The 20116-nt window shown below is 68.5% G+C and carries 19 protein-coding genes; 15 read left to right on the top strand and 4 right to left on the bottom strand.

Annotation, left to right across the window (positions count from 1 at the left end; translation table 11 throughout):
• The 11 genes from ACFOWB_RS02840 to ACFOWB_RS02790 all read left to right on the top strand — a co-directional run bounded on the left by ACFOWB_RS02840 (nucleotide 1) and on the right by ACFOWB_RS02790 (nucleotide 9887).
• On the top strand, nucleotides 1–1089 hold the full coding sequence (locus ACFOWB_RS02840; RefSeq protein ID WP_261401406.1) for a YwqG family protein: 1089 nt from the start codon (nucleotides 1–3) through the stop codon (nucleotides 1087–1089).
• A gap of 95 nt (nucleotides 1090–1184) precedes the next feature.
• Nucleotides 1185–2450 carry a peptide antibiotic transporter SbmA gene (gene sbmA, locus ACFOWB_RS02835; RefSeq protein WP_378145565.1) on the top strand — a complete coding sequence of 422 codons (1266 nt, stop codon included), beginning with the start codon at nucleotides 1185–1187 and terminating at the stop codon, nucleotides 2448–2450.
• Nucleotides 2451–2633: 183 nt separating this feature from the next.
• Nucleotides 2634–3143: a TspO/MBR family protein gene (locus ACFOWB_RS02830; RefSeq protein WP_378145564.1), complete on the top strand. Its 510-nt coding sequence runs from the start codon at nucleotides 2634–2636 to the stop codon at nucleotides 3141–3143.
• 39 nt (nucleotides 3144–3182) lie between these two features.
• A complete protein-coding gene (locus ACFOWB_RS02825) occupies nucleotides 3183–3383 on the top strand; it encodes a twin transmembrane helix small protein (protein WP_378145562.1) in 201 nt (66 codons plus the stop codon).
• Nucleotides 3383–3946: a cob(I)yrinic acid a,c-diamide adenosyltransferase gene (locus ACFOWB_RS02820; protein WP_261401407.1), complete on the top strand. Its 564-nt coding sequence runs from the start codon at nucleotides 3383–3385 to the stop codon at nucleotides 3944–3946. Before ACFOWB_RS02825 ends, ACFOWB_RS02820 begins: the two co-directional genes overlap by 1 nt.
• Before the next feature lie 120 nt (nucleotides 3947–4066).
• Nucleotides 4067–4804, top strand: a complete 738-nt coding sequence (locus tag ACFOWB_RS02815) for a rhomboid family intramembrane serine protease (protein ID WP_378145559.1) — start codon at nucleotides 4067–4069, stop codon at nucleotides 4802–4804.
• Nucleotides 4805–5006: 202 nt separating this feature from the next.
• Nucleotides 5007–5756: an electron transfer flavoprotein subunit beta/FixA family protein gene (locus ACFOWB_RS02810; RefSeq protein ID WP_261401410.1), complete on the top strand. Its 750-nt coding sequence runs from the start codon at nucleotides 5007–5009 to the stop codon at nucleotides 5754–5756.
• Between the two features lie 184 nt (nucleotides 5757–5940).
• Nucleotides 5941–6885, top strand: a complete 945-nt coding sequence (locus ACFOWB_RS02805; protein WP_261401411.1) for an electron transfer flavoprotein subunit alpha/FixB family protein — start codon at nucleotides 5941–5943, stop codon at nucleotides 6883–6885.
• Nucleotides 6886–7038: 153 nt separating this feature from the next.
• Complete coding sequence (locus ACFOWB_RS02800) at nucleotides 7039–7920, top strand: 3-hydroxybutyryl-CoA dehydrogenase (RefSeq protein WP_378145556.1); 882 nt, start codon at nucleotides 7039–7041, stop codon at nucleotides 7918–7920.
• A 94-nt stretch (nucleotides 7921–8014) separates the two neighbouring features.
• Complete coding sequence (locus ACFOWB_RS02795; RefSeq protein ID WP_261401412.1) at nucleotides 8015–8209, top strand: hypothetical protein; 195 nt, start codon at nucleotides 8015–8017, stop codon at nucleotides 8207–8209.
• Nucleotides 8210–8360: 151 nt separating this feature from the next.
• Nucleotides 8361–9887: a S8 family peptidase gene (locus tag ACFOWB_RS02790; protein ID WP_378145554.1), complete on the top strand. Its 1527-nt coding sequence runs from the start codon at nucleotides 8361–8363 to the stop codon at nucleotides 9885–9887.
• A gap of 42 nt (nucleotides 9888–9929) precedes the next feature.
• On the opposite strand, the gene ACFOWB_RS02785 is transcribed toward ACFOWB_RS02790, so the two are convergent.
• Nucleotides 9930–11192, bottom strand: a complete 1263-nt coding sequence (locus ACFOWB_RS02785) for a DUF1501 domain-containing protein (protein WP_378145552.1) — start codon at nucleotides 11190–11192, stop codon at nucleotides 9930–9932.
• Entirely contained in the window at nucleotides 11189–12721 is a 1533-nt protein-coding gene (locus ACFOWB_RS02780) for a DUF1800 domain-containing protein (protein WP_378145550.1), read from the bottom strand. Before ACFOWB_RS02780 ends, ACFOWB_RS02785 begins: the two co-directional genes overlap by 4 nt.
• Before the next feature lie 302 nt (nucleotides 12722–13023).
• On the opposite strand from ACFOWB_RS02780, the gene ACFOWB_RS02775 reads away from it, so the two are divergent.
• Nucleotides 13024–15456, top strand: coding sequence for a DNA translocase FtsK (locus tag ACFOWB_RS02775; RefSeq protein WP_378145548.1), 2433 nt, complete (start codon nucleotides 13024–13026; stop codon nucleotides 15454–15456).
• 11 nt (nucleotides 15457–15467) lie between these two features.
• Here ACFOWB_RS02775 and ACFOWB_RS02770 read toward each other — a convergent pair whose 3' ends face one another.
• Entirely contained in the window at nucleotides 15468–16745 is a 1278-nt protein-coding gene (locus tag ACFOWB_RS02770; RefSeq protein WP_261401417.1) for an NAD(P)/FAD-dependent oxidoreductase, read from the bottom strand.
• Between the two features lie 174 nt (nucleotides 16746–16919).
• On the opposite strand from ACFOWB_RS02770, the gene ACFOWB_RS02765 reads away from it, so the two are divergent.
• The 3 genes from ACFOWB_RS02765 (at nucleotide 16920) to ACFOWB_RS02755 (ending at nucleotide 18910) form a co-directional block, all read left to right on the top strand.
• Nucleotides 16920–17600, top strand: coding sequence for a DNA-3-methyladenine glycosylase family protein (locus tag ACFOWB_RS02765; RefSeq protein ID WP_261401418.1), 681 nt, complete (start codon nucleotides 16920–16922; stop codon nucleotides 17598–17600).
• A 2-nt stretch (nucleotides 17601–17602) separates the two neighbouring features.
• On the top strand, nucleotides 17603–18286 hold the full coding sequence (locus tag ACFOWB_RS02760; RefSeq protein ID WP_378146070.1) for an alpha/beta hydrolase: 684 nt from the start codon (nucleotides 17603–17605) through the stop codon (nucleotides 18284–18286).
• A 66-nt stretch (nucleotides 18287–18352) separates the two neighbouring features.
• A complete protein-coding gene (locus tag ACFOWB_RS02755) occupies nucleotides 18353–18910 on the top strand; it encodes an HNH endonuclease (protein WP_261401420.1) in 558 nt (185 codons plus the stop codon).
• 71 nt (nucleotides 18911–18981) lie between these two features.
• On the opposite strand, the gene ACFOWB_RS02750 is transcribed toward ACFOWB_RS02755, so the two are convergent.
• A complete protein-coding gene (locus ACFOWB_RS02750) occupies nucleotides 18982–20043 on the bottom strand; it encodes a class I SAM-dependent methyltransferase (RefSeq protein WP_261401421.1) in 1062 nt (353 codons plus the stop codon).
• Nucleotides 20044–20116 lie beyond the last annotated feature (73 nt).

The following is a 20116-nucleotide window of genomic DNA, read 5'->3' as shown; positions in this document are numbered from 1 at the left end:
ATGACCGCCTATCGGACCGTCGAACACCTGAAGGCCTCGCTCTGGCGGGCCAAGCTCCCGACCTACGCCGACGCCATCGCGCGCTCCGTCAAGCCCGTGATCCTGTTCCTGCGCGTGCAGGCGCAGGACGACGGCCTGCCGGTCGCCGCCAGCAAGATGGGCGGCGTCCCCGACCTGCCGGACGGCTTCGCCTGGCCAACGCGCGGGCCCTATCCGGACGCCGCCGAGCGGGCGAGGCGGGCGCTCGACTTCGCGCGCGACACGGCCGCGAAATGGGAGAAGCAGGTCGACGGCCCGCTCGAGCCCCATCAGCGGCGGATTCCGCGCGAAGAGATCGACCGGCTCAAGACGGCGGGAGACGCGCGCGCCCGCGCCTTCGGCGAGCCGTTCCCGCTCGCCTTCGTCGGCCAGATCGATCTGGCGGCGATGGCCTCCGAACCCGGCTTCGACGCCGATCTCCCGCGCACTGGCCTCCTCAGCGTCTTCGAGGACGTCACGGACTCAGACCTCGCCGAGACCCCGGCGCTGTTCTGGCACGACGTCCCGCGCGAGGCGCTGAAGCGGCGGCCGCCGCCCGAGAGCCTTGTGGCCCATGTCGACCTCTGCGGCAGCTACGGCCTCGGGCAGGATACGCCGTGGGCCACCCTCGACATGGCCGAGACGCTGGTTCCGTTCTCGGCCTTCTCCGTGCCGCACCACTGGAAGTTCGCCTTTCCCCAGGGCGGGCCGGAATGGAGCCGCATCTGGAACTGGTTCCAGTCGGGCGACGGCGAGTATGCGCCCGCCGCGCCCGACTTCTCGGGCCATGGAGAAAATCCGCCGCAGGCGAGCTATTTCGGCGACCGGCTCGGCGGCTGGCCGCACCCGATCCAGGGCGACGTCGAGACCGAGATGGACGGCGTCAGGATCACGACGCCCGGCAAGACGGACTGGCGGCAGATCTTCGCCTATGCGGGCGAATTCTACGGCGGCACGCGCCGCATGGGCTCCGACGGCAAGGGCGACGGCACGACCTATCACATGATCAGGGCCGACGACCTCGCGGCGCGCCGCTTCGAGGCGTCCGGCTGGACCTATCAGATGGACTGAGGTCGCTCCGCCTTACCCGGCCGTAACTTGCGGAGCCGGGCCGCCGGGTCTAACGCTCGCGCCTGATTTTCCGAAAGACGAGGCGGACGCGTTCGATGTTCCAGTCCTTCTTCCCCAACCCGACCCGGACGTTTTTCCTCTCGGTCGCGATCTGGACCGCGATCGCGATCGGGACGTGGTACGCGGGGGGCGAGGGGTGGGGCCGGGCGATCTTCGCCTATCCCGCGCCGGACGCAGCCCCGATCATCGGGCCCGGAACCTTCGTCACCGGGCCGTTCCTCTGGTTCTACGTCTATTACGCCGTCGCCGTCGCGATCTTCGCCGGAGCGTGGATGACGCTGCGGCCCCACCCCTGGGCCGCCTGGTCGATCCTCGGCTCGGCCCTGATCATCTTCGTCACCTATTTCCAGGTGCAGGTATCGGTCGCGATCAACGACTGGCGCGGGCCGTTCTTCGACATGATCCAGGCCGCGATGGCCAAGACCCGCCCCGTCGGCATCGAGGAATTCTACACCGGCATCTACCAGTTCATGAGCATCGCGCTGGTCGCGGTGGTGGTCTACGTGCTCATGCGGTTCTTCGTCAGCCACTACATCTTCCGCTGGCGGACCGCGATGAACGACTTCTACATGTCGCACTGGCCGAAGGCGCGGAACGTCGAAGGCGCCTCGCAGCGCGTGCAGGAAGACACGATGCGCTTCTCCACCCAGATGGAGACGCTCGGCGTCAGCCTGATCGACGCGGTGATGACGCTGATCGCCTTCCTGCCGGTGCTGGCGGGCCTGTCGAGCCACGTCTCCGAATTGCCGATCGTCGGCGCCATTCCCTATCCGCTGGTGTTCCTCGCGATCGCCTGGGCGGCGTTCGGCACCGGTCTGCTGGCGCTTGTCGGCATCAAGCTGCCGGGCCTTGAATTCCGTAACCAGCGCGTCGAGGCGGCCTACCGCAAGGAGCTGGTCTATGGCGAGGACCATGCTGACCGAGCGCAGCCGCCGACCGTGAAGGAGCTGTTTAGCAACGTCCGAACAAACTACTTCACGCTCTATTTCCACTACATGTATTTTAACGTCGCGCGCATGGTCTATCTGCAGACCGACAACATCTTGATCTATGTCGCGCTGGCCCCGACCATCGTGGCGGGCAAGATCTCGTTCGGCATCTTCCAGCAGATCGCCGGCGCCTTCAATCAGGTCAGCAACTCGTTCCAGTATCTCGTCAATTCCTGGACCACGATCGTCGAGCTGATGTCGGTCTACAAGCGTCTGCGCGGCTTCGAGGCGATGATCTATGGCGAAGAGCCGCCGAAGCAGGACAAGGAGAACCCCGAGGCCGAGGTGACCGCCGAGGGCGTCACGACCTGAGGGGAAAGGGGACCAACTCTCCCTCTTGTCCCGGACTTGATCCGGGACCCAGAGCCGACGCCGGTCGAGGAAAGATGCGGCCGTCTGAGCGACGTCTGGAAGGCGCATCGGTTCCTTGTCCCGGATCACGTCCGGAACAAGGGCCGCCTCCCTGCACGCGAACCGCCGCCCTATATTTTCGCGATGACCACGCCCGCAGCGCCCCGCCATCCTCCGCTGTCTCCGCGCTCGCTGCTCGTCCTGCTGGGCGCGCTCGCGCTCAGCTTCTTGGCCGCCCGGCTCGGCTCGATCGCCACCGTCCCGAACCTCGCGCCCTGGTATGAGGGGCTCGCCAAACCCTGGTTCACGCCGCCCAACGCCGCCTTTCCGATCGCCTGGTCGATCCTGTTCGCCTTGATGGGCTTCGCGCTCTGGCGGGTGGCGATGCTGGGCGAGGGCGCGGCGCGGCGGCGGGCGCTCGCCGCCTTCGCGGTCCAGCTGGCGCTGAACGTCGGCTGGTCGTTCGCCTTCTTCGCCGCCCAGTCGCCGCTCTTGGGGATGATCGAGATCGTCCCCTTCCTCGTATCGATTCTCTGGACCATCGCCGCGTTTCGTCCGATCGACGGGGTCGCGGCGGCGCTGCTTTGCCCCTATGCAGCCTGGGTGGCGTTCGCGGCCGTGCTGAACGCCGCCATCCTCAGTCTCAACGGCTGACGCGGCCTTCCGCGCGGCCGGCGCATTCGGATCCTGCCAATGGCTTCTGCGATGTCGGGAATTCTGGTGCCGATCGCGATCGGCGCGGTGGCGATCGTGCTGATCCTCGGCCTGATCAACATGATGCGCGGCGGCGACCAGAACACGTCCCAGAAGCTGATGCGCTGGCGCGTGATCCTGCAGTTCGTCGCCATCGTCGTGATCATGGCGACCCTCTACGTGATGGGGATCCGGCCCTGATGGTGAAGCTCAACAAGATCTACACCCGCACCGGCGACGACGGCACCACGGGGCTCGCCGTCGGCCCGCGTCGGCCCAAGCACGACCTGCGCATCGAGGCCTTCGGAACGGTCGACGAGACCAACGCCGCGATCGGCCTCGCGCGGCTCCACGCCGACCCCGAGACCGACGAGATCCTCGCGCGCGTCCAGAACGAGCTGTTCGACCTTGGCGCGGACCTCGCGACGCTCGATGACGGCAGCGACCTCGGCTACGAGCCGCTGCGCATCGTCGACAGCCAGGTGGCGCGGCTCGAGGCCGACATCGACGCGCTGAACGCCCGGCTCGAGCCGCTGAAATCCTTCGTGCTGCCGGCGGGAACGCCGCTCGCCGCCCATCTCCACGCCGCCCGCACCATCGCGCGCCGGGCCGAGCGGCTCGTCACCGCGCTCGCCGAGCGCGAGCCGGTGTCGGGAGCGGCCAAGCGTTACGTCAATCGGCTCTCCGATTTCCTGTTCGTCGCCGCGCGCGTCGCCAATCTCGGCCCCGGCGACGTGCTTTGGGCGCCCGGAAAGACACGCTGAGCGAACGATCGCTCCAGCGTCGTCCTGCGGGGCCTTGGAGTTCCACGGCCCGGTCGTCATAGTCATTGGTCTGAGAAGGGCGCGCGGGCGCGCGACCCACGCCAGCGAGACGAAGCGCCGATGTTCGTCCCCATTCTGGACGACGCCCCCGTGCGCCGCATCAAGCGGCCGTGGGTGACCTATGGCTTCCTCGCCGCCTGCACGCTGATCTACGTCGTGTTCCAGTCCGGCTGGTTCGGCCCGGAGCGGGCCGGCGCGGTCGTCTCGCTCGGACTGATCCCGAGCGTGCTGTTCGGCGACGCCGTGCTGCCTGCGGGCTACGAAGTCGCGCCGGCCTGGACGACGCTCGTGACGTCGCTGTTCCTGCATGGCGGCTTCCTGCACCTTGCCGGCAACATGCTGTTCCTGTGGGTGTTCGGCGACAATGTGGAGGATGACCTCGGCCATCTCCGCTACGTCGTCTTCCTGCTGCTCTGCGGGGTCGGCGCGGGGATCGCCCATGCGGTCGGGGCCCAGAACCCCGACGCCCCGCTGGTCGGGGCCTCGGGCGTCGTGGCGGGCGTGGTCGCCGGCTATGTGATGCTGCACCCGCAGGTGAAGGTCTGGGTGCTGCTGTTCTACCGCCTGCCCCTGAGGCTGCGCGCCTTCTGGATCATCGGGGCCTGGGTCGTGTTCCAGGCCGGCAACGCGCTGATCGCCGGCGAGAGCCAGGTCGCGTGGTGGGCCCATGTCGGCGGCTTCGTCACCGGCGCGGTGCTGGTCGTGGCGCTGAAGCGCCCGGACGTGCGCCTGTTCGATCACGATCTGCGCGCCCGCATCCAGCGCCGCAGCGAGCGGACGGGCCAGGAGCCCGCCTGAACGCCTTCCGGCGGCCGATCCGTCTTTTCGACTAAGACCTTCGGACCTTTTCGCACTGCACACTCGGCGTTGACGAAGGTCGGGGCCGGACAATAGTGTCCGCCGCGCTTGGCCGCCTATCTATCAGGCGCCCGCAATTCGCCCGCCCGTCGCCCGCCCTGTCCGGCTCGCGCGACGCCAGTCTCCCGAGGTGAACGCCGCGATGAAGGTTCTCGTCCCCGTCAAGCGAGTGGTCGACTACAACGTCAAGATCCGGGTGAAATCCGACGGTTCGGGCGTCGAGCTCGCCAACGTCAAGATGTCCATGAACCCGTTCGACGAGATCGCGGTCGAAGAGGCTCTGCGCCTGAAGGAAGCGGGCAAGGCCACGGAAGTCGTGGTCGTCTCTGTCGGCCCGGCGCAGGCGGCGGAGACCATCCGCACCGGCCTCGCGATGGGCGCGGACCGCGGGATCCTCGTGAAGGTCGACGGCCCGACCGAGCCGCTCGGCGTCGCCAAGGCGCTCGCCAAGATCGTCGCCGAGGAGCAGCCCGGCCTCGTGGTCATGGGCAAGCAGGCGATCGACGACGACTGCAACCAGACGGGCCAGATGCTCGCCGCCCTGCTCGACTGGCCGCAGGGCACCTTCGCGTCGAAGGTCGCTCCGGAAGGCGACAGCGTTTCGGTCACGCGCGAAGTCGACGGCGGCCTGCAGACCGTGAAGCTCAATCTTCCCGCGATCGTCACGACCGACCTTCGCCTCAACGAGCCGCGCTACGCTTCGCTGCCCAACATCATGAAGGCCAAGAAGAAGCCGCTCGACGAGAAGTCGGCGGCCGATCTCGGCGTCGACCTCAGCCCCCGCCTCCAGGTCGTGAAGACCGAGGAGCCGCCCAAGCGCCAGGCCGGCGCGAAGGTCGGCTCGGTGGCCGAACTCGTGGGCAAGCTCAAGAACGAAGCCGGAGTGATCTGATGGCTCTGGCTGGGCCAGACCGACTGCGTGCTTCGAGGCGCCCGCTCGCGCGGGCTCCTCAGCATCAGGACGGTGTGAGCCTGCCATCCATCCACGCCCCTCATGCTGAGGAGCCGTCCGCTGGACGGCGTCTCGAAGCACGCACTCGGCCGATGCAGGCCACATGTCTCGAAGGAGCCAAGTGATGGCGACCCTGCTGCTCGCGGATCATCACGAAGACACGCTCGGCGACGCGACCGTGAAGGCGCTGACCGCCGCCAAGGAGATCGGAACCCCGGTCCACATTCTGGTGGCCGGCAAGAGCCCGAAGGGGGCGGCCGAGGCCGCCGCCAAGCTCGAGGGCGTCGAGAAGGTGCTGGTGGCCTCCGGCGACCAGTACGCCCACGGCCTCGCCGAGCCCTTCGCGGCGCTGATCCTCGGCCTGATGGACGGCTACGACGCGCTGGTCGCCTCCTCCTCCACCACGGGCAAGAACATCCTGCCGCGCGTCGCCGCCAAGCTCGACGTGATGCAGGTCTCAGACATCCAGAAGGTCGTGTCGCCCGACACTTTCGAGCGCCCGGTCTACGCCGGCAACGCCATCCAGACGGTGAAGTGCTCCGAGCCCAAGAAGGTGGTGACGGTCCGCACCTCCACATTCCAGGCGACCGGCGAGGGCGGTTCGGCCTCGATCGAGGACGTCGCCGCGGCGGCTGATCCCGGAATCTCGAGCTTCGTCGGCGAGGAGCTGACCAAGTCCGACCGTCCGGAGCTCGGATCGGCCAAGATCATCGTCTCGGGCGGCCGCGCCATGGGGTCGGCCGAAAAGTTCAAGGAAGTGATCGAGCCGCTCGCCGACCAGCTCGGCGCCGCGATCGGGGCCTCGCGCGCCGCCGTCGACTCAGGCTACGCGCCCAACGACCAGCAGGTCGGCCAGACCGGCAAGGTCGTGGCGCCGGAGCTTTACGTCGCGCTCGGCATCTCTGGCGCGATCCAGCATCTGGCCGGCATGAAGGACTCCAAGGTCATCGTCGCGATCAACAAGGACGAGGAGGCCCCGATCTTCCAGGTGGCCGACTACGGCCTCGTGGCCGATCTCTTCACGGCGGTGCCGGAGCTGCAGGAAGAGCTCAAGAAGGTCGGCAGGTAAGCGGCGGACGGCCCGCAGGCTTGGCTCGCGGGCCGACTTTGGTCGGGTGAGGGCCGGCGGCGCTGGCTTTGTGCGCCGCAGTACGTAAGATCGGCGCTCATTTTCGACTGGCATGCAACGGAGGCGGCCCACGGGCCGCAGATGGCGAAAGACATGGCTGACGACATTCGCAAGATCGGCGTGATCGGCGCCGGCCAGATGGGCAGCGGCATTGCGCATGTCTGCTCGCTCGCCGGCCTCGACATCGTGCTGAGCGACGTCTCGATGGAGAAGGCCGAGGCCGGCCTGAAGATCATCGACGGCAACATGCAGCGTCAGACCGGCAAGGGCGCCATCACCGAGGCGGACCGCAAGGCCGCGCTCGGCCGCATCCATCCGGTCGAGGGCCTGAAGGGTTTCGACGAGTGCGAGATCGTGATCGAGGCCGCGACCGAGAACGAGCAGGTGAAGCGCAAGATCTTCACCGAGCTCTGTCCGCTGCTGAAGCCCGAGACGATGCTGGCGACCAACACGTCGTCGATCTCGATCACTCGGCTCGCCGCCTCGACCGATCGGCCCGAGCGCTTCATCGGCATCCATTTCATGAATCCGGTGCCTCTGATGCAGCTCGTGGAGCTCATCCGCGGCATCGCGACCGAAGACGAGACCTTCGACTACGCCAAGAACCTGATCGACAAGCTCGGCAAGACGGTCGCGGTCTCCGAAGACTTTCCGGCCTTCATGGTCAACCGCATCCTGCTGCCGATGATCAACGAGGCGATCTACACGCTCTATGAGGGCGTGGGCTCGGTCGACGCCATCGACACCGCGATGCGGCTCGGCGCCAACCATCCGATGGGACCGCTCCAGCTCGCCGACTTCATCGGCCTCGACACGCTGCTCTCGGTCATGCAGGTGCTGCATGAGGGCCTGGCTGATCCGAAGTACCGGCCGTGCCCGCTGCTGGTGAAATATGTCGAAGCCGGCTGGCTCGGCCGCAAGACCCAGCGCGGCTTCTACGATTATCGCGGCGAACACCCGGTCCCGACCCGTTAGGCCGGTCTCTCGCAATCGATCGATCACATTGACCAAAGCTTAAGAAGCGGCGGTTATGGTCGCGGCGTCCGATCCAACCGGAGGCCAAGCGCCCATGGAGATCTCGTCCCTCGCCGCCAGCGCGGTCGCATCCAACGCCAGCCAGACCCGCGACGGTTTCCAGATCGCGGCTCTCAAGATCGCGAACCAGCAGCAGCAGATGATCGCCGACATGGTCACGCAGTCCGCCGAGACCACCAAGGCGCTGAACCAGGCCGGCGTCGGCGGGACCGTCGATCGGCTCGCCTGACCTGCCGGCGCCCCTGGGCCGCGCTCTGCGGCCGCCTCTGTCCCATAAGTAAGACTACGCATCCGCGTGTCGTGAGTTGACGGCGCGGACGCCAAGGTCAAGCTGCCGCTCCGGTCCGTGACGACCGGAGCGAATAGGGGCGGGGACGTCGATGAAGCTTCACGCCACGCTTGGCGCAATGGCGCTCGCCGTGATCGCGGCGGGACCGGGCGTCGCCGCAGAGCTCGCGCCCCGCGCGCCGGTCGCCAAGCAAAGCTACCAGTCGATGCGCGCCATGGGCGCGAGCGACCGCGTCACCGTCAAGTTCCGCGAAGGCCGCCGGCTCCGCGTCCAGAGCGCGGGCCTCTCGGGTCTGTCGTCGGGCGAAGCCTCGGCGCTCAAGGCGGCGCTCGCGACGCTCGGCGTCTCAGACGCGAACCTCAAGCGGCTCCACTCCCTGCCCGAGGCCACGCTCGACAGCCAGCGCGCCGAGGCGGAGGCTGAGAGCGGCCGCCAGATGGCCGACCTCAACCTCTATTTCACGCTGTCGCTGCCGGCCGGATCGGACGCCGCCGCCGTCGCCGATCGCCTGAACGCGCTGCCCTTCGTCGAGTTCGCCGCCCCCGCGCCGGTTCCCGCGCCGCTGCCGGTCGACATCGCGCCCAAGACGCCGAAATTCTTCAAGGACCAGGGCTACCTCAAGAACAACAAGCTCGGCGTCGGCGCGCTGTCGTCGAAGAAGTATCCGGGCGGCGAGGGCGAGGGAATCCGCGTCGTCGACCTCGAATACAGCTGGCGGCTGGACCACGAGGATCTCGAGATCCCGGCCGATCGGGTGATCACCGGCGGCGACACCCCGCGCGATCCCTTCAACGACGCCAATCACGGCACCGCGGTGCTCGGCGAGATCGTGGGCAAGGACAACAAATACGGCGTCACGGGGATCGCGCCGAAGGCGACCGCCTATGTGGCTCCGGCCAACACCGTCGAGTCGAACTATTCGCCGTCCCGCGCCATCGTCGCGGCGGGCGGCACGCTGCGACGCGGCGACGTGCTGATCATCGAGCAACAATATTGGGTCTGCGGCTACCCGACGAGCCAGAACCGCTACGGGCCGCTGGAGACGCTCCAGGAGGTGTTCGACGCCGTCTCGACGCTGACTGCGCGCGGCGTGATCGTGCTGGCGGCCGCGGGCAACGGCGCGGTCAATCTCGACGCGCCGGAATGCGCCGGCCAATTCGACCGGAACGTGCGCGACTCCGGCGCCATCATCGTCGGAGCCGGCTCCTCCACGGACCGCTCGCGGCTGTCGTTCTCGAGCTACGGCTCGCGCGTCGACGTGCAGGGCTGGGGGCAGAACGTCGTCACCACAGGATATGGCGATCTGTTCAACCCTGCAGACGAGCGGCAGCGCTACACCGTGCGCTTCAGCGGGACCTCGAGCGCGACGCCGATCGTCACGGGAGCCGCGATCGCGATCCAGGGCGTGCGCCTCGCCTGCAAGCTCGATCCGCTCAGCCCGAGCGCGATGCGCAAGGCGCTGATCAAGGGCGGCGTCAAGCAGGGCGGCGACCGCTCGACCGCGATCGGGCCGCTGCCGCGCATCCTGCCGGCGCTGAAAGAGACCAACGCCAAGAAATGCGTCGCGAAGCTGGAGAAGGCCGCAAGCGCTCCCGACCAGTCGGCGGCGCTGGACTGAGGCTCGCGCGACGAGGCGGAGCGGCCTCAGCCGCTCCGGCCGTCAGGCGATCAGCCCCTTGGCCGGCGTGACCGTCTCGCTGCCCGGAAACACCTTTTCGGTCAGCACGCCGGCCGGCACGCCGAGATGGTCGGCCAGAACGCCCTTCAGCACGGCGCGCAGATCCGTGGTCGGCGCGAGGTCGCGGTTCTCGAACAGCTCATTGGGTTTCAGCCCCGGCCAGTCGGCCATGACCCGTCCGCCCTTCACCGCGCCGCCGGCGAGGAAGGCGGCGGTGCCGGTGCCATGGTCGGTGCCGTCGGCGCCGTTCTCATGGGCGGTGCGGCCGAACTCGGTGACCACGACGACCGCGGTCTCCTTCCACTTGTCCTTGAGGCCCGTGCGCAGGGTGTCGATCGCGACGTCGAGGCCGCCGAGGAGGCCGGCGAGGCGGCCGGTGGCCGCGCCCTCCTTGGTGTGGGTGTCCCATCCGTCGAACGACAGCGCGGCGACGCGCGGCCCCTCGTCGTCGGCCATCAGCCGCGCGCAGCCTTGCGCGAGCGCCACGAAATTCTGCTGGAGGCGGCTGAGGCCCGGCGCCGACTTGTCGTCCGCCATGCCGGCGAGCGCGAGGCGGTCGGTCTCGACGCCCGCCTCGAAGGCCTTGGCGAGTTCGGGGTCGCGCGCGGCGTAGAGCGCGGCGAGCCGATCGATCGTGTCGACCTTGGCGGCGTCGAGGCGGGGCGGGGCCCAGGTCATGGTAGGCGAGGGCCCGCGCAGGATCAGCGGCACGTTCGCCCCGATGCCGAGGCCGCGGATCGGCTTGACCTGCCCGGCCGAAGGCATCGCCGCAACCGCGCGGTTGAGCCAGCCGGTGTCGACGGCCTTGGCGGCCGACGTGCCGTTCTCGAGCGCGTCCTGCCCGTCGAAATGCGAGCGGTCGCGATAGCCGGTCGCGGCCGCGTGCACCACGAGGCCCTGGCCGGACTTGTAAAGCCCGTGGAAGCGCGTCATCGCGCCGTTCAGCGCGAACGGCCCTTCGAGGGGCAGCGCCGCGCCCTTCTGGCTCGCGAGCTTCAGCGAAATGTCGGGCCGCAAACCCTCATAGGCGGCGTCGCCGACAGGCGGCACGGCGGAGAGCCCGTCCATCGCGCCGCGCAGCACGATGACGACGAGCCTCGGGTCGCGCGCGCGGGCGGCGCTTGCGATCTTCGGCATCATCAGCGCGGCAGTGAGCGAACTCGCGCCGATCAGGAAGCCGCGGCGGTCAGGGCAGGCGAGGGCGTCGCGAAAGGCGGCGCGGCGGGAGGCGTCGGTCATGCTCATCTCCGCTGCATTTCGGGCGACATCAACAGAAGGGCGAGCGCCTGCTCGCGCGAGCCGGCCCGCTTCACCGCGGTCCTGGTCTCGTCGCTCATGACGTCGCCCAGAAGGTCGTCGGCGAGCGCGTTCGGATCCATGCGGGGGCCGTGCTCCTCGGCGAGGTCGACCGCGAGGTCGAGCCGGTTGGTCTGCGCGTCCGGGGCGATCCAGTCCCGTCCGTAGATCGAGAAGCCCTTGGGCGAGGGCGCGCCCCACATCGGCTGGCCGAGCGCCTGGAGGCCCTTGATCAGGAGCTTGGTGTCGGGCCGCTCGAGCGCGCGGGCGGAGGCGAACACGAACTCCTTCGCCGAGCGCATCTTCGTGCGAGGCGCGCTCCAGGCCTCGTCGGACGAGATCAGCGCGAGCGCGAGCTCCCTGAGGTCGCCGTCGGTGTCGCGGAAGCTTTTTTCGAGGCGGGCGACGAGCCCCGGCGGCGGATCGTCCGAGACGAACGCCACCGCGACGCGCCGCGCGACGTGGCGGGCGGTGGCGGGCTTTCTCGCAAGGTCTGCGAGGATCGCCGCGCCCTGCTCCGCGCCCGTGTCGGGATAGGACTTGCCCAGCACGGTCTGCGCGCCGGGCTCGTGGGCGTCGGAGTCGAACTCGTAGCCTCCGAGATTTTCCGCCTTCGGCCGCCGCACCGTCCGCCAGCCGGTGAGGGCGTAGGCGAGCGAGGTGACGTCCTTCTGCGTATAGCCGCCGTCGACCCCGACGGTGTGGAGCTCCAGCAGCTCGCGGGCGTGGTTCTCGTTGAAGCCTTTGCCCTTCTTGCCGCCGGCCGGACTGTTCGGCCCGCGCGAATCGTCGAGGTCGAGATAGATCAGCATCGCCGGGTGACGGCTCGCCGCGAGCAGCAGGTCGGAGAAGCGGCCGAGCGCATGCGGGCGGATCGCCTCGCGCTCATAGGCGCCGCCGAGCCAGCCGACATATTTGCCGCCCTTCGACGAGACGGTGAAATGGTCTCCCCAGAACGACACCCAGCGCTCCACGAAGCCGATGTCGCAGTTGCGCGCCCGCACGATCCGGGCGTCGATCTCGTCCGGCATCGGCGACTTGGCGGGGTCGGGGATGTTGGTCATGGGCTCTACCTTGTCGTCGCGCCGGCCGCCTTTCTTGCCGCCGCCCATGTCGTTTCCGCCCATGTCGTTCCCGGCCATCCCGCCGTCGTCCGGCGAGGCCCTGACGGGCTTGGGCTTCTCCGCGGGCAGCCGGCCTTCGGCGCGCATCATCTCGGCCACCGTCTCGCGGCGGCCCTTCAGCTCGCGGCCGTTGCGCATGCGGCGCAGCGTCTTCCGCTCGATGAAGGAGCGGGCGATCTCCTCGGTCGAGTCGAGATAGGGGTCGGGGAGCAGCGCGACGTCGCGCCTCATCAGCTCAGCCTTCACCGCGCCGCGCGGATCGGAGGCGACGCGGCGCAGGTCTCCGGGCTTCGGTCCAAGGCCGAAGCGGGCGAAGGCGTTGAGCGCCGAAAGGTCGCGGGGGTCGGTCGTCATGCGCGAGCGCTCCGCCGGTTCGAGGGGGACAGCGTCGATCGACGTTTCCCGAGTTTAGACCCGTTCGACGCTGACCGCGACGTCGCTCGCGCGATCGTGGCCCGAAGCCTTGGTCTTGCGCCTTCAAACGCGCCCTGAGGTCCGCCCCTGCGTTCACGAACGCGCGCGGTCGAGCGGTCCGGCGAGGGGGACCCTGAGGTGGGGAAAACCGGGTCCGCTCCACCCTTCGTTAACGCTGACGGCGGCTTACTGAGAGCGCGCGACAGGGCGGCGGATCCGCCCGGCTCCGGGGTTCTTCGATCATGCGTTTTTCAGGCCGTCCGCCCGCCTCCGACGATTCGAACGCGACGCGCGGGGGCCAGCCCTCCAACCGCCCCGCGGCGTCGTCCGAGGTGCGCTCGGTCCGCACGCCCGACCATGTCCTCCAGGCCCGCCGCGCAGGGCTTGCGGGCTTGGACGAGGCGTTGTCGGCCACCGTCGAGCGCCCGGTCTCGGCGCTGCCGGAGCCGAGCGAGACGCCGAGCTGGCTGAAGCCGTTCGCAAGCGGCCCCAACACCCGCTTCACCCGCACCCCGGACAGCATCCTGCGCGGCCGCAACCGCGTCGCGGGCGAGCCCGAGGACGAGCAGCCGATCGAGCCCGAGGCGGCCGCCGACGCGATCGCCGGCATGGCGTTTCCAGGCGCCGCGCGCGTCGTGCGCCGTCCGGCCCCGCTCACCATCCAGCGCCTCGCCGAGACGATCCATGTGGGCGAGCTGTCGGTTTCGCCGGTCGACCAGGACAACGTCCCGCTCGCGCCGCCCGCGCCCGAGCCGGAGCCGCTCGCCGAGATCGTCGGCTCGCGCTTCACGGGCTCGCTCGGCCAGCCCTTCGTCAGCTTCGCGCCGGTGACTTATCGCGCCTCCTTCGGCTGGGGCGAACAGCAGACGCAGAGCGTCGAGCCTCCCGCGCCGGTCGCGGCGCCGGCGCCCGTCGCCGTCGAACCCGCGCCGGTCCTTGCGCCTGTCGTCCCTGCGCCTGTCGTCCCGGCCCGCAAGCCGCTGCTCGCGGCCGAAGCCCGCGCCGCCGCCCGCGCGGAGCGCCAGCGCCAGAACGTCGACGCGCCGCAGCCGGCGCCGGTCGTCCATGTCCAGCCGTCCGCGCCCGCGGCGAACCGCGTCGAGCCGGCGGTGCGCCAGCACGCGGTCGCCTCGGCCCGGCCGCCCGTCACGCTCGAGTACGAGCCGCCGTCGCTCGAGCTCCTGACGCCCGCCGCCACCGAGGAGCCGTCTCCCGAGCTCTCCGAGGAGGCGCTGGAGCGCAACTCCGTGAAGCTGCAGCAGACGCTCGCCGACTTCGGCGTGCGCGGCGAGATCATCGACGCCAATCCCGGCCCCGTGGTCACGCTCTACGAGCTCGAGCCGGCGCCCGGCGTGAAGTCGTCTCGCGTCACCGCGCTCGCCTCCGACATCGCCCGCTCGATGAGCGCGACCGCGGCCCGCGTCGCGGTGGTGGAGGGGCGCAACGTCATCGGCATCGAGCTGCCGAACGCCAAGCGCGAGACCGTCTACCTGCGCGAACTGCTCGAGGACCAGAGCTTCGAATCCTCGCCGATGAAGCTGCCGGTCTGCCTCGGCAAGACCATCGGCGGCGAGCCGGTGATCGCCGATCTCGCCAAGATGCCTCACCTGCTGGTCGCCGGCACCACGGGCTCGGGCAAGTCGGTCGCGATCAACACCATGATCCTGTCGCTGCTCTACCGGCACGCCCCGGAGAAGTGCCGGCTCATCATGGTCGACCCGAAGATGCTGGAGCTCTCGGTCTATGAGGGCATCCCCCACCTGCTGACGCCCGTCGTCACCGACCCGAAGAAGGCGGTGATCGCGCTGAAATGGGCGGTCCGCGAGATGGAGGACCGCTATCGCAAGATGTCGAAGCTCGGCGTGCGCAACATCGACGGCTTCAACGCCCGGGCGGCGGAAGCCACGGCGCGCGGCGAGACGGTGACGCGGCAGGTGCAGACGGGCTTTGACCGCGAGACCGGCCAGGGCGTGTTCGAGGACGAGGTCATGGACCTCACCCAGCTGCCCTACATCGTCATCATCGTCGACGAGATGGCCGACCTGATGATGGTGGCCGGCAAGGAGATCGAGGGCGCGATCCAGCGCCTGGCGCAGATGGCGCGCGCGGCCGGCATCCACATCGTGATGGCGACCCAGCGCCCGTCGGTCGACGTCATCACCGGCACGATCAAGGCCAACTTCCCGACCCGCATCTCCTTCCAGGTGACGTCCAAGATCGACAGCCGCACGATCCTCGGCGAGATGGGGGCCGAGCAGCTCCTCGGTCAGGGCGACATGCTGCACATGGCCGGCGGCGGCCGCATCGTGCGCGTCCACGGGCCGTTCGTGTCCGACACCGAGGTCGAGAAGGTGGTGGACCACCTGAAGACGCAAGGGCGCCCTGAATATTGCGACGCCGTCACGGCCGACGAAGAGGAGGCGGCGGGCGCCGCCGAGGAGGGCGACGACGCGGCGGTGTTCGACGCCGGCGACTTCGGCGAGGAGTCGGGCGACCTCTACGACCAGGCAGTCGCGGTCGTGCTGCGCGACAAGAAGGCCTCGACCTCCTACATCCAGCGCCGCCTGCAGATCGGCTACAACCGCGCCGCCTCGCTGATGGAGCGGATGGAGAACGAAGGCATCGTCGGACCGGCGAACCACGCCGGCAAGCGCGAGATCTTCCGCGAGCGGTAAGCGTCTCGTTTCTACAGCCGGTCCCTGAGCGCGAAATAGCTCATGGCGGCCACCAGGATCGGCTTCCTGAGCCATGTCCCGCCCGGGAAGGACGGGACCGGCAGCTGCGACAGAAGGTCGAAGCCCTCGAACCGGCCCTGCACGGCCTCCGCGAGGATCCGGCCGAACATCGGCGCGAGCAGCACGCCCTGGCCGGAGTACCCGGCCGCCGCGAACACGTTCCTGGCGACCGAGCGCACGAAGGGCTGGCGCGTCGGCGTGACGCCCAGCACCCCGCCCCAGGCGTGCTCGATGGGCACGTCGGCGAGCTGCGGAAACACCTCGAGCAGGTGGCGGCGCACGATCGGCGCGACGTCGGGCGGCAGGGTCGTCGAATAGGTCTCGCCGCCGCCGAACAGCAGCCGCCCGTCGGGCGTCGGCCGGAAATAGCGCACCACGAAGCGGCTGTCGGAAACCGCGGCGCGACTCGCCAGCACGTCGTTGAGGCGCTCGCCCAGCGGCGCCGTGGTCGCGATGTGGTTCGCGATCGGCATGACGTGGGACTCGACCGTCGCCTCAACCCCTTCGAGCAGCCCGTCGGTGCAGATCAGCACGGCCTCGGCCGAAACCTCGCCGCGCTCGGTCTCGAGCGTCGGCCGGGCGCCGCCCGTCAGGCGCCTCACGCGCGCGCCCTCGTGGATCGTCGCGCCCGCCGTCTCCGCCGCGCGCGCGAGCCCGTAGGCGAGGGCGAGCGGATCGAGATGCCCGCCGCGACGGTCGATCGACCCGCCGTGATAGCCCTCGCTCTTCACCAGCTCATAAAGCTCCTCGCGCGAGAGCGGCTCCACATGCGGGTAGTCGTAGTCGCGCGCGAGCTTCTCGGCGTAGGCGTGCGAATGGCGAACAAAAGCCGGCTTATGATCTACGTGGATCAGCCCGGTCTCGAGCGAGCAGGCGATGTCGTGCTGGTCGATCAGTCCGCGCAGCAGCGCTTTGGCGTCCTCCGCCATGTCCCAGAGCTTGTGGGCGTCGTCGAGCCCGACCACGCGTTCGAGTTCGTCCTGATCGTGGCGCTGGCCGGTGTGAAGCTGCCCGCCGTTGCGCCCTGAGGCGCCCCAGCCGATCCGCGCCTGTTCGAGCACCACCGCCTTGAGCCCCGCCCCGGCGAGGTGAAGCGCGGCGGACAGACCGGTGAAGCCGGCGCCGATGATCGCGACGTCGGCGCGGACGGCGCCTTCCAGCGGAGGCCGGGAAGCAGGGGCGGGATTGGCGGCTGCGTAATAGGAGCGGGCGGGGAGGAAATCGGCCATTCGGGCCTTTGCGTTCTGAGGGGCGCCGACAGATCTAGCAGAGCGGCGGCCGCGGGGAACCTCGCCGGGCGCCCAATTGCGCGCCGCTTGAGTCGGCGGCCGGACCTCGTTCGCCAAGCTGCGCAAGGCTGGCGGCTTCAATTCGTCGGGCGCGCGCGCTAGCGTCGCGTCGCCGTGACGACCGACCGGATTCTCACAAAGCCTGAGCTCGACGCAGCGCTCGACGCGCTCTGCGCGCTCGACCCGCGCATGGCCGCGCTGCGCCGGGAGGCCGCCGAGCCGCCGCTCCGCACGCTGACCGCCGACCTCGCCGGGCTGGTCTGGATCGTCAATTCGCAGCTGATCTCGGTCGCGGCCGCGCGCGCGATCCATGGCCGCCTGCAGGCGGCGCTCGGCGTCATCGACCATGCGAGCCTTTCCGCCGCGCCCGACGAGACGTTCCGCGCCGCCGGCCTGTCGCGGGTCAAGCTCCGGACGGTTCGGGCGCTTTGCGCGGCGGTCGACGCCGGGCTCGACATCGCGGCGCTCAGCCGACTCGATGAGGACGAGGCGCGGGCGCGCCTCGTCGCGATTTCGGGCGTCGGGCCCTGGACGGCGGACGTGTTCCTGCTTTTCGCCCACGGCCGGGCCGACGCCTTTCCGGGCGGCGACGTGGCCGTTCAGGCGGCGATGAAAGAGGCGTTCGCGCTGGAGGCGCGCCCCGACCGCGCGCAAGCCGAACGCATCGCCGAACGCTGGCGGCCTTTACGGGGAGTGGCCGCGCAGCTCTTGTGGGCCTATTACCTGCGCAAGCGCGGCGGCAGGGACGCCGCGCCAGCCCCCAACCGGCCGGAAAGCGCCGAGGAGACGACATGAGCCTGCCGACGATCGACGGCCCGCGCCTCGCCCCCGCCTCCGGAGTCCCGAAGGCGCTCGTCGTGTTTCTCCATGGCTTCGGCGCGGACGGCAACGACCTGATCGCGATCGGCGCGGAATGGCGCAGGGCGATGCCCGACGTCGCCTTCGTGTCTCCTCACGCGCCCGAGCGCTGCATGGCCGCGCCGACGGGACGCCAGTGGTTTCCGCTGACGTTCCGCGACCCCGACGAGCGCCGTCGCGGCGTGATCGCCGCGCGCCCGACGCTCGACGCCTTCCTCGACGCCGAGCTCGCCCGCCACGGCCTCTCCGACGACCGCCTGGTTCTGATCGGCTTCAGCCAGGGCGCCATGATGGCGCTGCACGCCGGCTTGCGCCGCAAGGCGCCGCCCGCCGCCATCATCGGCTTCTCGGGCATGCTGGTGAGCCCGGAGGCGCTGAAGGAGGAGGCGACCTGCCGCCCGCCGATCCTGCTGATCCACGGAGAGCGCGACGACGTCATTCCGGTCGATGCGCTGTTCGCCGCGACAGACGGGCTTGCGGCGGCTGAAATTCCTGTAGAGTGGCATCTGTCGCCGGGGCTCGGCCACGGCATCGACGGCGAGGGCTTGCGCCAGGGCGCGGCCTTCGTGGCGAGCGCGCTCAAACCGCGGAGGACAAGTCTTCGAGCATCTTCACAAGGCTGACGCACAACAGATAGATTATTCCTCAAGCGCAGGCCGATGCGCCGGCGCGCCGATGAGGAGTGCGCGGTGACGGTCGTCGTGTCGCCTGAAGCGTGTCCGGCCTTGGTGCTCAACGCGGACTACCGTCCGCTCAGCTACTACCCTTTGTCGCTGTGGTCGTGGCAGGACGCCATCAAGGCCATCTTTCTCGACCGGGTGAACGTTCTCTCGCATTACGACCGGCGGGTCTCCTCGCCGAGCTTCCAGATGAAGCTGCCGTCCGTCGTGTGCCTGAAGACCTTCGTGAAGCCGGCGCGCCATCCCGCCTTCACCCGCTTCAACGTCTTCCTGCGCGACCGCTTCTCCTGCCAGTATTGCGGCACGCGCGAGGATCTGACCTTCGACCACGTGATCCCCCGGTCGAGGGGCGGCCTGACCACGTGGGAGAACGTCGTCGCGGCCTGCTCGCCCTGCAATCTGAAAAAGGGCGGCCAGATGCCGGCCGACTGCGGCATGCATCCCGCCCAGGAGCCGTTCCCGCCGACGGTGCACGACCTGCACCGCAACGGCCGGCTGTTCCCGCCCAACTACCTCCACGACAGCTGGATCGACTATCTCTACTGGGACAGCGAGCTCGAGCCGTAAGGGCGGGCGTTCGGGCAGGACAGGCTCTAGCCAGGGCTGTTCTACAGTCTGCTGGCCAGTCGAATTTAAGCTCATGCCTTTTGGAGCATGAAGTGAAAATCCTTGGTGTTCGCGGTCCAGTTGAGGCTAAATTTCGCAAAGCCGCCTTCGGCGCAGGCCCAATCCATCAGCTCACGGCAATTGCTGTTAGTGTAGTAATGCACATGGATCGACTCTTTGTCTGATATTGCTTTTTGAAGCCGTGGATCGTCTGCTTTACGATGCATGTGGCGGACATAATGGTCTATCGTCGGCTCCCAGATCGCCCGTTCGAATTCAGACGCCCATTCGGCAGGCGTACTTGGCTTCTGCACCGCGTCTTTCGTGCCGGAAAGGTCGGGAATAACGCAAAGAATGCGCCCGCCCGACTTTAACTTATGATGCCAGCGTTGCAGATGCCCATATGGGTTCGCAAGATGTTCGAAAACGTGGCTACCGAAAATGAAGTTAAGAGATTTGTCGTCTACTGGGAGATCGCAGGCATCGCCAACAACATATGAGTCCCATAGTTCTGGATTCTCCGGATACTTGCCACCTTGATTGTAAAGCCGACTCCATTCCGCCGGAGGCATCTGTTCGACATAGGAGACTTGAACGTCGTCAGCCGGCAGGATCTGCGGAACTGGTCCCGGTCCGATTTCAACGCCCCGTCCTTTTGCGAGCGCGTAAAGCCAGTCCCGTGAAAGGGCGCGGCTAGTGGCCACGAATACCGTGTCGGAAGGCTCTTCGGCTTTGGTCGTGCGGATGACAAGGTCGACAGCCAATTCCCCGCTCTTCGGCCAGTTTAAGAACAGCGGGACAAGCCTTGTTCCGCTGCGAATCTCGGTCGAGCTGATCAAAGCCTCAGTTCCCTGCAAAGCAAAACCGACCTCTAAATCAGGACTCAATGAAGACCCGTGCGAATGCCAACCACAGAAATCAGGCCATCCCCGCAGAGTAAAAAACCGGGAGGCGTTTGGAATTCGGACTTCGCTTCCACTGGCAAGGGATACACCAAACCATTTGCGACCGTTCAGCGCCTTGGTGACGGCCTTGACCTCGCCACGGACGAGCGCATTCCGATCCTTACGGCGAATTAACTCAAACAAGTTCATGCAACGGCTCCGCATTTTGCCAGAACGACCGTGATTAGCGATCCATCAGGAGAGTGACGCGACTGTCAAGCGA

This window comes from Chenggangzhangella methanolivorans, assembly GCF_042648545.1.
GTDB lineage: Bacteria > Pseudomonadota > Alphaproteobacteria > Rhizobiales > Methylopilaceae > Methylopila > Methylopila methanolivorans.
Note: the sequence above shows the minus strand (reverse complement) of the source record. Positions and strands in the feature narration are given on the sequence as shown.